Source organism: Streptomyces sp. NPDC055287 (assembly GCF_053646035.1).
The window spans coordinates 58,622-73,177 of record NZ_JBSHNE010000004.1; the positions used below are offsets into that span (position 1 = coordinate 58,622).

Sequence of the window (14,556 nt, forward strand, 5' to 3'; positions counted from 1 at the left end):
CGGCTGCGACGATCGGACACATGACGACGATCGACTGGGACGCGACCGCGGACGACTTCGACCAGGAGCCCGATCACGGGCTGCTCGACCCCGCCGTGCGGGAGGCGTGGACTGCGCGGATGAGGACGTGGCTGCCGGCGGGCGGGCAGCCGGCCGAAGTGCTCGACCTCGGCTGCGGTACGGGGAGCCTGGCCCTGCTCGCCGCGGAGCAGGGGCACCGGGTGACCGGGGTCGACCGCTCGCCCCGGATGGTGGACCTCGCCCGGATCAAGCTGGCCGGGGTGACGGAGGCCGAGGTCCTTGTCGGTGATGCCTTCGAACCGCCGGTCGGGGACCGGACGTTCGACGTGGTGATGGCCCGCCATGTCCTGTGGCTGCTGCCGGACGCGGGCGCCGCGCTGCGCCACTGGTGCGCGCTGCTGAAGCCCGGCGGGCGGCTGCTGCTCGTCGAGGGGGTGTGGGGCGGCGTGGGCCTCCCGGCAGCCGAGGTGATGGCAGCGCTGACCCCGCTCACCTCGCACGTACGGCACGAACCCCTGTCCGCCGACGCGTCTTTGTGGGGCCGTACCGTCGACGACGACCGGTACGCGCTGGTCGCTCACCCGATGCCGCGCCGCCGCCACGCCGAAGTGGTCGACGTGCACCTGATCCTGCGCCGGGACGACGAGGTGCTGCTCGCCCGCCGCGTCGGCACGGGGTATGCGGACGGCCTGCTGAACGGACCGTCGGGACACGTCGAGGACGGCGAGGACGTCCGCGCGGCGATGATCCGTGAGGCGGCGGAGGAGATCGGCATCGCGCTGACGCCGGCCGACCTGCGCGTGGCCCTGGTCATGCAGCACCGGGGGCCGGGGGGAAAGCCGAGGACGGGGTGGTTCTTCGAGGCCGAGTACGGGGCGGGCGGCGAACCGTACAACCGGGAGCCGGACAAGTGCTCCGGACTCGCCTGGCATCCCTTGGGCGACCTCCCGGCCGACATGGTCGCCTACGGCCGCGCGGGCCTCGACGCGTACCGGGCGGGGGAGCGCTTCGTCGTCCACTGGCACGAGGACGGCGACTCGGTCGCCTACGGCGAGGAGGAGGAGCGGCGGGCGGTTCACCTTCCGGCCACGGACCCGCCGGCCCGAGAAGGCGGACGTGTGTACGGCAGAATGTGAGGATGACCCGGGTCCCGCGTGTGTTCGCCGCTCTGCTGCTTCCGGTCGTGCTCGCCGCCTGCGGAGCCGAGAAGGCGGACGACGCCGCCGCCCCGCCTCCGGCGGAACTCAGGGCGCGGGCCGGGGAGTCGGCGCTGGAGCTGATCTATGTCACCGAGGCACCGGGATACGAGTTGGCCCGGCAGTCCGTCGGTGTCGTCGGCAACGACGGCTTCTCGGCCTCGTACTTCTCCACGGCCACCGGCGGGCAGATGAGCCTGGCGGTCGACCGGGGGCAGCCGGCCGAGGCGAGTTGCGCGGACAAGCCGGCGGACGCCGCCGGGCCCGGTGGGTCCGCCGAGTGCGAGCGCGACGGCGACTTCTGGTACCGCGCGGAGGCGGACAGGCACGAGTACGCGCGGGCGTACGAGGGCCATGTCGTGCGGATCAGCGCCGATGCGAACCTCGTGGACCGAGCCACCCTGCGGGACGCCGCCCACAAGGCGCACCGGGCCGACAGCAAGGAGCTGGACGAAGTGCTCCCGGCGAGCGGTGAGGGGGCCGGCGTCGACGAGATGCCCGAGCGTGGCGACCTGCCCCCGGTGGGGGACGGAGCCCCCAACAACGATGTGGGGGCTTCCGGCTGACCTCGCTCAGTCGTCGAGCAGGCCCGCGAAGCCCTCGCCGCGGGCACGGGCTTCGAGGTCGTCGAGAGAGCGGCGGGCTTCGGCCGCCGCCTCCGGATCCCGGTCCGCCAGGCCGCTCGCCTCGAACTCGTCCTCGTCCAGGCGCAGGACGGTGGCGCCGTCCGCCGACACCCACAGGTCCAGGTCCAGGTCCTCGACCTCCACCCGGCCGTCGACGACCACCGCCGGGCGTGTCACGTCGCAGTACCAGCCCTTCAGCGTGCCGTCGCCGGCCCTGACCTCCTTGACGGCGTACCAGCGGTCGCGCCAGTAGTGCTCCGTGAACACGTCGCCGGGCTCGAACTGTACGAAGCCGAAGTCCCGTACGTCCGGTGCTGCCCACGGCGCACTGACCGCGAGGTGCGTGCCGTCGTCGAAGAGCACGGACGCCGGGTAGCGGATCTTCGTACGGCCGGCCTTGACAAGGGCGATCTCGACCTCGCCCTTCGTCCCGGTCGCTGTCTCAGCCGAGCTTGCGAACATGGCGTACCTCCGAGGCGCAGATCTCATATCCGAACCACTTGTTGACGGTGAGCATGGGCTCGTTGTCCGCGTCGTTGCTCGTGAAGGCGTCCGTGTAACCGGCGGCGCGGGCCCGGTGCAGGGAGTCGTTCTTGGCCAGCTTCGCGAAGCCACGGCCGCGGTGGGTCCGTACGGTGCCGGTCATGCCGGACCAGTAGCGGGTCAGGCCGTCCGTCTGCGCCGCGGTGAACGCCGCGATCCGGCCGTCGGCGATCACGACGGTGGACAGGCCGTGGTCCAGGAGCGGGTGGTTCCAGGTGTGGCTGATCCAGTCCTCGTAGTCCGTGAAGTCCGTGCTGATGTCGCTCGGCTCGTCGGCGGTGGTCTCCGCGTCGGCTTCGAACACCGGCCTCGGGTCGTCCCGGAAATCGGCCGCGGTACGGAGTTCGACCCCGGCGGGGAGCGGCTGCCGCGGGGGCAGTTCGCCGTTCGCCAGGTCGAGGCGCTGGAAGTGCAGGGGACGGGTCGGCCGGTAGCCGCGCTTCTCGGCGAACGCGCGGGACTCCGGCGCGTCCACCACCCACGCGTAGACGGCCGTGGCGCCCGCGGCGCCGAGATGCTCCTCGGCCGCGCGCAGCAGGAGCGAACCCGCGCCGTGGCGGCGGTGGCCGGGATGGATGTACGGCGTGACGTACGACTGGCCGGGATCGGTGCTGTCGTGGGCGATACCGGCGAAGGCCGTGCCGATGATCTCGCCGTCCTCCTCGGCCACCAGCATGCGCATCTTCTTGTCCGGGTGCGCGGTCTCCCGTTCGAAGGCCACGGACTCCGGCGTCGTCACCATGAAGGGGACCGCGGCGCGGCGCACCCGGATCCACGCGTCGGTGTCGGCCGGCGTGAAGTCACGAACGATCAGCGTCATGCGGCGGACGTTACGCGCAGGGGGCGTCCGGGTGCCTCCCATTTTTTCTCCTCGGTGGGGGACAATCGGGCCGTGACTTTGAAGATCGCCATTGACCCGGAATCCGGTACCGCTCCGTACGAGCAACTGCGCGCCCAGATCGCGGAGCAGGCCCACGCCGGTGCGCTGCCGGTGGGCTACAGACTCCCGACCGTACGCGGCCTCGCAGAGGACCTCGGCCTCGCCGCGAACACCGTCGCGAAGGCGTACCGGGCGCTGGAGGGCGACGGGGTGATCGAGACGCGGGGGCGCAACGGGACGTTCGTCGCGCCGGCGGGGGAGGCGGCGGACCGCCAGGCCGCGGCCGCGGCCGCGGGCTACGCCGAGCGGGCCCGGCGTCTCGGCCTCGGCCACGCGGAGGCGCTGGCAGCGGTGCAGGACGCCCTGCGGGCGGCGTACGAGGGGTAGGGGGCCGGGCGTGCGGGCTGCCAGCGGCGCTGCTCCCCTGCCCGCCCCTTCCCGAACCGGGGCAGGCCCCGGACCCCGGATGCCCTGGGGGCGTGTCCTCCAACGCCGGACGGGCTGCTGCGGGGAAGGCACCGGACGGGCTCGGCTTCACCGCGCGGCGCCGCAGGCTACAGGTACAGGCCCGCGTCCGAGCCGTCCGGCTGGGACGGGACCGACGCCGGGCCGCTGCCGCGCCGCAGCGCGTACAGCTCCGCCAGGGTCGCGCCCTCGCGGCCGACGCCCTCCTCCGTACCGAGCCAGCTCACCGCCTCCGCCCGCGTCAGTGAGCCGACCTCGATGCGCGCCATGCAGCGCCCCGGGCGCACCACCGCCGGGTGGAGGCGCTCCAGGTCCTCGTTCGTGGTGACGCCGACCAGGACGTTCCGGCCCTGCCCCAGCAGACCGTCCGTCAGGTTCAGCAGGCGGGAAAGGGCCTGGCCCGCCGTGTGTTTGGCCTCGCCCCTGATCAGCTCGTCGCAGTCCTCCAGCAGGAGCAGCCGCCAGCGGCCCTTCGCCGAGCCGTCGTCCTCTCCGATCGCGATGTCCATCAGGTAGCCGACGTCGTTGAAGAGCCGCTCCGGGTCGAGTACGCAGTCGACCTGGCACCAGTCGCGCCAGGAGCGGGCCAGCGTGCGCAGCGCCGACGTCTTGCCCGTACCCGGCGGCCCGTGCAGCAGGAGCAGCCGGCCCGCGATGTCGTCCGGCGTCACCTTCATCAGCCGGTCCATGGCGTCGGCGACCGGAGCGGTGTAGTTGGACCGCACCTCGTCCCACGTACCGGCGGCGATCTGCCGGGTGGTGCGGTGCGGGCCGCGGCGCGGCGAGACGTACCAGAAGCCCATCGTGACGTTCTCGGGCTGCGGTTCGGGTTCGTCCTGCACCCCGTCCGTCGCCTGCTTCAGGATCTTCTCCGCCAGCTCGGAGGTGGTGGCCGTCACGGTGACGTCCGCGCCCCGGGTCCAGCGGGACACGAGCATCGTCCATCCGTCCCCCTCGACCAGGGTCGCGCTCCGGTCGTCGTCGCGGGCGGCGCGCAGAACCTTCGCGGACGGCGGCAGGAGAGTGGCGCCGGGTTTGACGCGGTCGATCGACCTGCTGTGGGAGTACGGCTGCTCGCCCGTCGCGAAACGGCCGAGGAAAAGCGCGTCGACGACGTCCGACGGCGAATCGCTGTCGTCGACGTTCAGCCGGATCGGCAGTGCGGCCTCAGGGTTTGCGGACATGGCGCCCATGATCCGGCACGGGGCCGTCCCGTGCACCCAGGATTCACACGTTCATCCGTTCCACGCTGTTCCACGGAGCAGCGTGCCGTTACGTGCCTGTTCCTGCGATACCTGACGGAATGCCACCCCCCGCCGATACGCTGGCCGTGATGGCACGCCATGGGTGGGACTCCGGGGCAAGGCGGTGGCGGTTCACCGCACTGATCGGCGTGGGCCTGGTCGCGATCGCCCTCGTACTGACGATGTGCGCGACGCTGCCCGACACGAACGGACGCGACGGCGACGCCGGCACCACCGCCGACGGCGACAAGGTGCACGGCACCCCCGTGTTCCCGTCCGCCGCGCCGGAACCCGAGCTCGGCTGGGGCTTCACGCACACGCAGTACAGCGCCGACGAGGGCGAAGCAGGCGCCCTGCGCCGGGCCGAGGACACGCTGTCCGCCCAGCCGCTGCCGCAGATCCAGCACATCATGGGATGGGGCGCCGAGAACCCGGAACCCTCTCCCGGCCGGTACCGGTTCGACGAGCTGGACAGCCGCGTCGATCTGGTCCGCAGGACGGGCGGCACCCCCGTCATCACCCTGTGCTGCGCGCCCGACTGGATGAAGGGCGGCAAGGCGGGGGCGGACAACACCGACTGGAGCAAGAGGTCCCTGGAGACCGCTCCCCGGCCCGAGCACTACAAGGACTTCGCGAAGCTCGCCGCGACGGTCGCCAAGCGCTACCCCGACGTACGCCACTTCATCGTCTGGAACGAGTTCAAGGGTTTCTTCGACGACGACCGCCGGCGCTGGAACTACGAGGGCTACACCGAGCTCTACAACCTCGTGCACGCCGAGCTGAAGAAGGTCAACGAGGACAATCTCGTCGGCGGCCCCTACCTCGTCATGGACAGTTACGAGCCGCGCGACACGACGTACGCCTCCGCGCTCAAGGGGCCGTGGGGCAGCGTCGACCAGCGCGTCCTCGACGCGTACACCTACTGGAACAAACACAAGAAGGGCGCGGACTTCGTCGTCGTCGACGGCGCGAGCTACACGCGTGACGACGAGCTGCTGCCCGACGAGTTCCGCGCCACGGACAAGCTGACCGCCGTGAGCGAGTGGATCCGCGAGCGATCGGGCGGCCTGCCGGTGTGGTGGGCGGAGTACTACGTCGAACCGGGCGACGACGATGACGACCGCGACGGCTGGAGCGAATCGCGCCGCAGCGCCGTCCACGCCTCGGGGCTGATGGCGATGGCCCGGGGCGGCGCGAACACCGCCTTCTACTGGAATCCGCAGAACAGGGGCGCCGAGTGCGCCGGGTGTCTGTGGCGGTCCACCCAGCTCGCCGACGGCGGAGGGCCGCTGCCCATGATGAAGCTGCTGTCACGGTTCGCGAAGGAGTTCCCGCCGGGTACGCGGTACGACGACTCGGTGCCGGTCGCCAAGGACGACGTACCCAACGTCCGGGTCCTCGCCGACGACCGGGTGGTCCTCGTCGTGAACACGCTCGACCGCCCCATCAGGGCCAGGGTCGACGGGAAGTCGTTGGGCATGAAGGGGTACGAGGTGAGGTGGCTGGCGCGCTGAGGCCGCGCCGCCACCTCCCTCTTACGACATCGTCAGGAAGCGCTGCACCAGCGAGGCCAGCAGTACGGCCAGCAGCGGCAGCGAGAACCAGAACGTGCTCTGGAGCCACTGCAACTGCCGGACGCCGGGCGCCACTGCCACCCGTACGACCTCCCGCGTCGTCAGCAGCACGATCAGCGCCAGCGCGGCCAGCGCGCCCACGACCGACCAGGGCGTCCAGGTGATCTTCGGACCCGCCGGGCCCGGTGCCGGCTTCTCGACCGGGCCGTCGGGCTGCACGCGCAGCGCGTACATCGACACGTCGGCGTTCGCCACCACCTTCCTCAGCTCGGGCCGCTGGTCGAGATGCGCGGTCAGCCGCTTCTCCCAGGTGGGCGAGTAACCCGCGTCGAGCCGCAGGTACGTCGACTGACTCCGGTTGATCATGAGGTACGAGTTCGGGCCGGCGTCCTTGAGCGACTTGACCAGGCCCGCCACGAGCACCGGATCGACAGGGGCGAGCGTCGGTACGTAGGTGACTTTCTCCATGTCCCGCGCGCCCCACGGGATGGCGGGCGTGACGTTGTCGATGGTGTCGTTGCTCATCCACAGCAGCCGCACCGACGGGTCGTCGTGCGCGTACACGAACTCCATCGCCGCGACCTCGCCGGTCCTGGTCCGCTCGAAGGACTCGTTGCCCCAGCGCGAGACGAGGAAGCCGCCCATCAGGAGCAGCCCCGTCAGTAGCGCGGCCAGCGGCGCGAGGCTCTTGCGGTCCGCATCCCGCTCCGCGGCGGTGACGCCGGTCCGCGGGAACAGCGCGAGCCCGGCCAGCAGGGCCGCGCCGGGCAGGGCGAACATGAAGACGCGCAGCGCCATTTCGCCGCCGTACGACTGCATGCCGAAGCCCAGGAACGGTACGAACGCCAGCACCAGCAGTGAGCGCTCGCGGTAGCCCGCGAAGCGCCGCCGCCACCAGCCCCAGCACGCGAAGGCCATCACGCCGCCGGCCATCGCGACCCGGACGTACAGCACCAGCTTGTGCGTCGAACTGCCGCCCTCGATACGGCCGGACACGGACGAGGTCACATTGCCGCCGACCCCGCCGACGCCCCCGAACAGCTCGTCGAAGTGCCCCGACCAGTACGGCTCGGCGAAGAAGCCGATCCAGACCGCGACCAGTACGGCGAACAGCATCGGCAGGCCCCGCAGCGTCGAGCGGCCCGCCATCACCAGGACGGCGAGCACCCCGAGCATGACGAACGGTGTGAGCTGGTGGGCGGGGACGGTGGCGGCGAAGAGCCCGACCAGGACCAGCAGCAGCACCGCCTTCTCGCGCCGGCCGGCCGGCCTGACCTCCGCCTCGCCCGGACGCCGCCTGGTCCACAGCACGCGTGGTTCTCGGAACCAGACCAGCAGGACCGCGACGAAGGCGAGGTACATCCCGTACGTGAAGCCCTGCGGCGAGAAGTAGTCCTGGCCGACCCAGCCGCTCAGGACGAAGATCCACACCCCGGCCCACTTGGCCCGCCAGCTCGCCCGCATCGAACGCACCAGCAGGAACAGCGGCGGCAGGTAGAGCACCTGCATGGCCAGGGGCCACCAGCGGATCACCGCTGACATGTCCGAGACGCCGCACGCCTCGGCGACGAAGGTGGCCAGGGCGAAGAAACCGGGCCAGCTCCAGCGAGCGTCCAGGTCGGGCACCGCCGTGCCGGTCCGGTCGATGTAGTCCAGGAAGCCGAGGTGCTGCCAGGCCGTCGGGAAGCGCGGTTCGGCCTCCAGTACGGCGGGCAGCGCGTGCAGCGACACCACCGTCGCCAGCAGGGCGACGCCCAGCAGTACTGTCCGGGGCCGGTCCAGCCACAGCAGTGAGGCGAAGGACAGTGCGAGCAGGCCGGCGCCGAGCAGCGTCGCCGCCGGGAGTACGGAGATCAGCCCGAGGCCGCCCATGCGGTCCAGGCCGGCTTCGCCGATGCCCCGCACCGGCAGCCAGTAGAGCGCCAGCGCGGCCAGGAGCAGCAGCCCGACGCCGAGTTCCGGGACGCGGGCGCGCAGGGCGCGCGGCACGGAGGTGCGGCGGGGGGCGGACGGCGCGTCGTGCGCCCGGTGGGCGGAAGCCACGGGCTCCTCGCTCGCCTCGGGAGACGGTGTGGCAGCCGGGACGGACGATGCCGACGAGGCCGGCGCCGCGGACGGGGACGACGGGGTGGACGAGGACGACGGGGTGGGGCGGAGCGACGGAATGGCCCTCGGCAGCGGGGACCTGAGCGCCCACGTGGGCCGGTTACCGGACTCACCGCTGCCGGCCACGGCGTCGGCGTGGTCGCTCCCCGCCGCGGGCGTGCCGGCGGCCGGAGTCTCCGGTCCCGGCCGCACATCGGGCCTGCGCTCCTGATGGTCGAAGTCCAGCCGCGCCCCGAGCGGCATGGTGGGCGAGTCCAGCGCCGAGCGCAGCGCCCAGCGCGTCCCGAACTCGCCGCCGGGCGCGCCTTCCCCGTCCGAACGGTCGTCACCGGGGGAGTCGCCCGCGTCGCCGCGGTCGCCGTCGACCGCCAGATCCGCCAGGTCGCCGTCCGGGGCCGCCGCGTCCGCCACCGTGGCACCCGCGGGCGGCGCCGACCGCACCACCCGGTACAGCATCACGCCCGCGACCGACGCCACGACCGCCAGGCTGGAGATCTCCGCGATCCCCGCCCCCACGAGTCCCATGCGCGGCAGCAGAAGCAGGGTCAGCCCGAGCACCAGGACGCACAGCCCGCCCTGGAGATAGGCGAGTCCGGACGTACGGCTCTGGGCGCGCAGGACCGCGAAGTACACCTCTATGACGACGCGCAGCAGCGCGCCGACGGCGAACCAGCGCAGCAGTGGCGTCGCGGCGTCCGCGTATCCGTCGCCGAACACGCCCAGGATGTACGGGGCGCCGAAGAACAGGACCGTCGCGACGGGCAGCATGATGCGCGCCATGCGGCGCAGCGCGGCCCGGCAGTTCTGGGCGAGGGTGCTCGGGTCGTGCGCGCCCTCCACCGTCAGCGAGGCGCCCATGTTGATCGCGAGCAGGTTGACCGTGCCGCCGATGGTGGTGGTGATGTAGAAGTACGCGTTGTCCTCGGAGCTGACCTGCGAGGCGACGATCACCGGCACCGCGTAGACGACGGCCAGCGAGAAGAGCGACCCCGTGTAGTCACCGGCCAGGAAGCGGCCCATCTGCCGCAGCGTCAGCGGCTGGGCGCGGTCCTCGGTCGCCGCCACGTGCTCCGGCACCAGACGCCGGAAGACCAGCCACCCCAGCGGGACCACCGACACGGCGATCGCCGCGACCCACGAGACGAAGACGCCCGCGGTGGGGACCGAGGCCGCTATCACGACCAGCAGCACCAGCTTGACGGCGGAGAAGACGGTGTTGCCGACGGGCACCCACAACGCGCTGCGCAGACCCGTCAGTACGCCGTCCTGGAGCGTGAGCAACGACCAGGCGACGACGGCCAGTACGAAGCCGAGGCCGTTCAGCGGGCCGTGCAGGAAGCTGTACGAGGGACCCCACAGGCTGAGCGTGGACAGGAAGACCAGTGCCGCGCCCGCGACCACCACGGAGCTGGCGGCGTAGGTCCGCAGGACCAGCCGCCCGGTCCGGCGCCCGGCCACCGGTATGAAGCGCGCGAGCGCTCCGGTGAGCGTCAGCGCGGTCAGGCCGGCCAGCAGCTTCATGGCTGCGATCGCCGCCGAGCCCTGGCCGACGGCGGACTCCGAGTAGTACCGGGCCGCGGCCAGCCAGAAGCTCAGACCGAGCAGCGCGCTGATGCCCGTGTTGAGCATCAGCGCGTAGGCGTTGCGGAAGAGCGGGTTCCCGCGGCCCTTCCCCGGCAGACGTAAACGGCGCCCGGGCGACGGCTGCCCCGTCGCCGGGCTCTCGGCCTGGGCGGTGGTCGTGTCAGACACGGCTCCTGCTTACCTTCCGGCTTGCCGCGCGGCCGGCCGCTCGGGCTCTGCGGACCATGGCGTACCCCTTGGTGAGGATCCGGTCCACGGCGAAGTCACGGGCGGCCGGCCGGCCCTCCACCAGTCGCTCGAACTCCTTGATGCCGGTTCCGCGCCGCACGGTCACCCGCTCCAGGGCGTACGGCCCCTGGCGCCTTTCGGCGAGGGCGTTGCCCACGGCGAGCGACTGCGCGAAGCCGGCCTCGCGCACCGTACGGCGCACGCGCCGGCTCGAGTAGCCGTACGGATAGGCGAAGGACACGGGCCGGGTGCCCAGTTCCTCCGTGAGGATCTCCCGGCAGCGGCGGGTCTCGAACCACAGTTCCCTGTCCGTCAGTTGGTCCATCTGCGGGTGCGTGTGGCTGTGGCCGCCGATCTCGGTCCCGGCGGCGGTCAGTTCCCGTACCTGGTCCCAGTCGAGCATGGTGTCGAGGGCGTCTCCGACGTCGTACGGGCCGCGCAGCCAGCCCGTCGAGACGAACACGGTGGCCGCGAAACCGTGCTTGGCGAGGGCGGGGAGGGCGTGCCGGTGCACGCCCTCGTAACCGTCGTCGAAGGTGATCAGCACCGGCCGCTCCGGCAGTGTGCCGCCGCCCCGCCAGGCCGAGCCCAGTTGCGCGGTGGTGAGCGGGGTGAAGCCGCGCTCGCCGAGCAGTTCCATCTGCTCGGCGAACGCCTCGGGAGAGACCGAGAGGCCGTACGCCGCCTTCGCGGGCCGGTGCCCCACCGCGTGGTACATCAGGATCGGAACCGGCCCCTTCACCGCGTCTCACCTCGCGCACGCGATCTACCGGAAGCCGGGCCCGGCACTGTGGCCGGGCCCGTCCACGGCACCGGAGGCGCCGGCACCGAGGCCGGGCGCGGCACCGAGAAGGCGCCCCCGCCCCTGCGCGCCCGGACGCTCCCGAGCACGTACCCGCCCGCCGCAGCCGCCACTCCGGCCACGATGGCGCCGGCCCGGCCCGCGCCGCCCGGCCGCCCGAGGGCCGCGTCGCGCAGCCCGCGGGCGACCCCGGCCGGCAGGACCCGGGTCGTGTAGCGGCGTTCGGACTCGAGTCCCTTGCCCGCGCCCACACTTCGCGCCACCAGTGCCTTCGACAGCCCCTCGGCGTACGCCCGCGACCGGAAGTAGCCGAAGCGTTCCCGGACGGCCGGGACCTTGTGGTGGATCACCGAGCGGTCGTCGATCAGCAGCACCGCGTCCGGCAGGGCCTGGGTGAGCCTGATGCACAGCTCCGTCTCCTCGCAGCCCAGCGGCCGCTTGTCGCCGTCCCTGCCGATGCCGGTGGCGAAGCCGCCCACCGCGTCGAACGCCGACTTGCGGAAGGAGGCGTTCCCGCCGAGTACGTTGCGGACCCGTACCCGTCCCGGCGGCAGGCCCCTGTACGTACAGCCGACGACCCAGTCGAACTCCTCGGGGAACCAGTCCGGTCTGCGGCCGGACGCCCAGGCGGGCACGGTCCTGCCGCCGACGGCCATCACGCGCGGATCGGCGTACGCCTCGCCGAAGTGGCGCAGCCAGTCGCGTTCGGCCACGGCGTCGTCGTCGAGGAAGGCGACGATCTCGCCGTGGGCGGCGGCGATACCGGTGTTGCGGCCCGCGGAGAGGCCGCGGGGGCCCGCGTTGGCGAGCACCCGCACCTCCTCGTCCGCTTCCTTCTCTTCCTTGTACTCCTTGCCGAGGCGCTCCAGGAGTGCCGGATTGTGGTCGACGACCAGCAGTGTCTCGGCGGCGGGCCGTGACTGGCGGCGCACCGAGTCGACCGCCGCGAGGATGTCCTCCCAGCGGTCCTCGGTGTAGACGCAGATCACCACCGAGATGTCCAGGTGGCTCAAGACATCTCTCCCCGGCTGGCACCCGGCGCGAAGACCGGCGGGCGGCGGCGTCCGGTGCGCCGCTTTCCCCGCTCCTCGAGGATCACTCTGAGAACGCGCAGTCCGTCCCGTACCGCGCTGAGGTTGCTCACGCCGTGGATACGGACGTACTCGTGGCTGGGGATCTCCTGGACCCGCAGGCCGGCCTTGACGACCCGGATGTTCATCAGGGTCTCGACCTCGAAGCCCGTGCAGTCGAGGTCGATCTTGTCGAGGCAGTGCCGCCAGAAGGCGTTGTAGCCGTAGCACAGGTCGGTGTATCGAGCACCGAACTTGGCGTTGACCACGGCGCACAGCACTCGGTTTCCGAGCTTGCGGACCGGTGTCATGTCGTCCGTGCCGCCGCCGTTGGCGAAACGCGAGCCCTTGGCGAAATCGGCCCCGGAGACGAGCGCCGACACATAACTGACGATCTCGTGGCCGTCGGCCGAACCGTCAGCGTCGATCATCACGATGATCTCGCCCGTGCACGCGGCGAATCCGCTGATCAGTGCGTCGCCCTTGCCTTTTCCACGTTGCTTGACGACCTTGATTCCGGGCCAGAGATCACGGGCCACCTGTACGGTGTCGTCGGTCGAATTCCCGTCGACCAGGATCACTTCGTGGATCCAGTCGGGAAGGGTCTTGAAGACGTACGGCAGATTCTCCGCCTCGTTCATGGCGGGGATCACGACGCTCACCGGCGGCGCAATGGCGAGATGTGAGGAGACCGGACGGTAACTGCCGGACATTAACGGATCTTGGCCCTCGATCGCAGGGCGGAGGAATGAGCTCATGAGTCTTTTCCCTCTCCACCGGTGGACCGCCCGCCCCCGGGCGGTCCGGATGAGTTTCCGGTTCGAAAGGGGGGTTCTCACCCAGCCCATGACGGAATGCGACCCCGTACTGGCCGGACGAGCAGGCACAGCTCTCCCGCGCGGCACGCGACTCGGCACAGTACTGATCGCCGAGCACGACCCCCCTACCGCGCCCCGCACCGGGCCCCATCGCGACGCTTGAGCCCTCCCCTAGAGCCGCTTTGCATGATGGACCGTTGCGGGTGGATGTACGACGGTATTGATGATTGGGACTGTATGGCAAGACCTGGAACGTGGCCTCACTTTTTTACGTCTTTGACACGGCATTGACGGTCACATACGGAACCGTCCCGATCGGAATTCACCGATCCGTTTGAGCAATTTATCGGCCGGCTCGAACAGTTCCGGCCGTTCGACGACCGTATTGCGCAGAGCCCGGACCGGAGCACGGTGCGCCCAGTGCCCGAGTGCCACCGGATGACGTCGCATCATCCACCCCTCCGACACCATGATTTCGCGGGTCTTGAGGGAGTCCTTGTACTCTTTCTGGCCGCGGCCCAGATCGATGTACGCGATGCCGTCGGCGGCCGCCGCCTCGGCGATACGCAGGTGCATGAGCAGGCCGGGCGAGAATTTCGCGAACTCCGGATCATAGGCCGGAAACCAACAGCACATGATCCTTTCCGAACGCGGGCCGAAATGCGCGGCGATCGGCCGGCCGTCCGCGTAGAGCACCGAGAGCAGGCCACTGAAGGACGGGGTCCTGGTGTGGAACAGATGCTCGACGAGCCCGATGATCCAGGGCTGGGTGAAGCGGTCGCTGCGACCGGTCCTGCGGTACTGCGCCGACTTCCAGCGCATCAGCGTCCGCAACGCGGCCGGATCGCGCTCGTCGTGCACGTACGTCAGCTCGCCGACCGAGCGGATCAGCTTGCGCTCCTTGGCGAGCGTCGACTTGACGAACTTCGGCGAGTTCTTCCGCAGGTGCGCCAGGTACGCCTCGTAACCGTCCTGCGTGTCGATCACGGGCGAGGGGAACGTGCCCGTGACGCCTTCCTGGAACGCCGTCTGCCCCTGCGTCAGGTGATCGAACTCCCACACCGCGAGCCCGCACGCCCGCAGCAGCTCCCGAGCGTCCCACGCGAAGCCGGGTCTGTGCACCAGACCCTGGCTGTCGGAGACGCCGAGACCGATGGCCCGGCCGACGCCGGTGGTGGATCTGTGATGCGGGAAGAAGGCTGCGGGCTCACCGTCCTCCCGTACGACGGCGATCCGCACGCCGCGCCGGTACCGGCCGAGCGCCAGTGTGAACTCGGGGGAGAGGAAAGGGTTCGCCAGTTCCGGTGAACCGTGGAGGTGGGCCTTGGACTGCATGGCGGTCCAGGCCGCCAGGTCGGCGGAGCCGAGCTCGCCGGGGCGGTGCACGCTGATGTCCATG

12 protein-coding genes are annotated in these 14,556 nt (G+C 71.2%); 4 read left to right on the top strand and 8 right to left on the bottom strand.

What is annotated here, in order from left to right:
* The first annotated feature begins 20 nt into the window (after window positions 1-20).
* Complete coding sequence (locus ACWIHY_RS08285; RefSeq protein ID WP_454374838.1) at window positions 21-1,157, top strand: methyltransferase domain-containing protein; 1,137 nt, start codon at window positions 21-23, stop codon at window positions 1,155-1,157.
* A 2-nt stretch (window positions 1,158-1,159) separates the two neighbouring features.
* The gene (locus tag ACWIHY_RS08290) at window positions 1,160-1,783 is read left to right on the top strand and encodes a hypothetical protein (RefSeq protein WP_454374839.1); all 624 of its coding nucleotides are present in this window, start codon (window positions 1,160-1,162) and stop codon (window positions 1,781-1,783) included.
* 6 nt (window positions 1,784-1,789) lie between these two features.
* On the opposite strand, the gene ACWIHY_RS08295 is transcribed toward ACWIHY_RS08290, so the two are convergent.
* Both ACWIHY_RS08295 and ACWIHY_RS08300 read right to left on the bottom strand, forming a co-directional pair.
* On the bottom strand, window positions 1,790-2,305 hold the full coding sequence (locus tag ACWIHY_RS08295) for a DUF402 domain-containing protein (RefSeq protein WP_454374840.1): 516 nt from the start codon (window positions 2,303-2,305) through the stop codon (window positions 1,790-1,792).
* Window positions 2,286-3,206: a GNAT family N-acetyltransferase gene (locus ACWIHY_RS08300; protein ID WP_454374841.1), complete on the bottom strand. Its 921-nt coding sequence runs from the start codon at window positions 3,204-3,206 to the stop codon at window positions 2,286-2,288. Before ACWIHY_RS08300 ends, ACWIHY_RS08295 begins: the two co-directional genes overlap by 20 nt.
* A 72-nt stretch (window positions 3,207-3,278) precedes the next feature.
* Between ACWIHY_RS08300 and ACWIHY_RS08305 the strand changes: the two genes are divergently transcribed.
* Entirely contained in the window at window positions 3,279-3,653 is a 375-nt protein-coding gene (locus tag ACWIHY_RS08305; protein ID WP_454374842.1) for a GntR family transcriptional regulator, read from the top strand.
* A 167-nt stretch (window positions 3,654-3,820) separates the two neighbouring features.
* Here ACWIHY_RS08305 and ACWIHY_RS08310 read toward each other — a convergent pair whose 3' ends face one another.
* A complete protein-coding gene (locus ACWIHY_RS08310) occupies window positions 3,821-4,915 on the bottom strand; it encodes a DUF5925 domain-containing protein (RefSeq protein ID WP_454374843.1) in 1,095 nt (364 codons plus the stop codon).
* Window positions 4,916-5,064: 149 nt separating this feature from the next.
* Here ACWIHY_RS08310 and ACWIHY_RS08315 point away from each other — a divergent pair, with 149 nt between their 5' ends.
* Window positions 5,065-6,489 (top strand): xylan 1,4-beta-xylosidase, encoded by a 1,425-nt coding sequence (locus tag ACWIHY_RS08315; protein ID WP_454374844.1) that lies wholly within the window; start codon window positions 5,065-5,067, stop codon window positions 6,487-6,489.
* A 21-nt stretch (window positions 6,490-6,510) separates the two neighbouring features.
* On the opposite strand, the gene ACWIHY_RS08320 is transcribed toward ACWIHY_RS08315, so the two are convergent.
* The 5 genes from ACWIHY_RS08320 to ACWIHY_RS08340 form a co-directional block, all read right to left on the bottom strand.
* On the bottom strand, window positions 6,511-10,407 hold the full coding sequence (locus ACWIHY_RS08320) for a lipopolysaccharide biosynthesis protein (protein ID WP_454374845.1): 3,897 nt from the start codon (window positions 10,405-10,407) through the stop codon (window positions 6,511-6,513).
* Window positions 10,400-11,185 carry a polysaccharide deacetylase family protein gene (locus tag ACWIHY_RS08325; RefSeq protein ID WP_454375119.1) on the bottom strand — a complete coding sequence of 262 codons (786 nt, stop codon included), beginning with the start codon at window positions 11,183-11,185 and terminating at the stop codon, window positions 10,400-10,402. The genes ACWIHY_RS08320 and ACWIHY_RS08325 overlap by 8 nt, the downstream gene beginning before the upstream one ends.
* A 20-nt stretch (window positions 11,186-11,205) precedes the next feature.
* Window positions 11,206-12,282 carry a glycosyltransferase family 2 protein gene (locus ACWIHY_RS08330; RefSeq protein WP_454374846.1) on the bottom strand — a complete coding sequence of 359 codons (1,077 nt, stop codon included), beginning with the start codon at window positions 12,280-12,282 and terminating at the stop codon, window positions 11,206-11,208.
* Window positions 12,279-13,097, bottom strand: coding sequence for a glycosyltransferase family 2 protein (locus ACWIHY_RS08335; protein WP_454374847.1), 819 nt, complete (start codon window positions 13,095-13,097; stop codon window positions 12,279-12,281). Before ACWIHY_RS08335 ends, ACWIHY_RS08330 begins: the two co-directional genes overlap by 4 nt.
* 354 nt (window positions 13,098-13,451) lie before the next feature.
* The gene (locus ACWIHY_RS08340) at window positions 13,452-14,555 is read right to left on the bottom strand and encodes a GNAT family N-acetyltransferase (protein ID WP_454374848.1); all 1,104 of its coding nucleotides are present in this window, start codon (window positions 14,553-14,555) and stop codon (window positions 13,452-13,454) included.
* Window position 14,556: the final 1 nt, after the last annotated feature.

What these genes read in the sequence shown, in the direction of transcription:
- ACWIHY_RS08285 (WP_454374838.1), top strand. Translation starts at nt 21, where the DNA reads ATGACGACGATCGACTGGGACGCGACCGCGGACGACTTCGACCAGGAG.
- ACWIHY_RS08290 (WP_454374839.1), top strand. Translation starts at nt 1,160, where the DNA reads ATGACCCGGGTCCCGCGTGTGTTCGCCGCTCTGCTGCTTCCGGTCGTG.
- ACWIHY_RS08295 (WP_454374840.1), bottom strand. Translation starts at nt 2,305, where the DNA reads ATGTTCGCAAGCTCGGCTGAGACAGCGACCGGGACGAAGGGCGAGGTC.
- ACWIHY_RS08300 (WP_454374841.1), bottom strand. Translation starts at nt 3,206, where the DNA reads ATGACGCTGATCGTTCGTGACTTCACGCCGGCCGACACCGACGCGTGG.
- ACWIHY_RS08310 (WP_454374843.1), bottom strand. Translation starts at nt 4,915, where the DNA reads ATGTCCGCAAACCCTGAGGCCGCACTGCCGATCCGGCTGAACGTCGAC.
- ACWIHY_RS08315 (WP_454374844.1), top strand. Translation starts at nt 5,065, where the DNA reads ATGGCACGCCATGGGTGGGACTCCGGGGCAAGGCGGTGGCGGTTCACC.
- ACWIHY_RS08325 (WP_454375119.1), bottom strand. Translation starts at nt 11,185, where the DNA reads ATGTACCACGCGGTGGGGCACCGGCCCGCGAAGGCGGCGTACGGCCTC.
- ACWIHY_RS08335 (WP_454374847.1), bottom strand. Translation starts at nt 13,097, where the DNA reads ATGAGCTCATTCCTCCGCCCTGCGATCGAGGGCCAAGATCCGTTAATG.
- ACWIHY_RS08340 (WP_454374848.1), bottom strand. Translation starts at nt 14,555, where the DNA reads ATGGACATCAGCGTGCACCGCCCCGGCGAGCTCGGCTCCGCCGACCTG.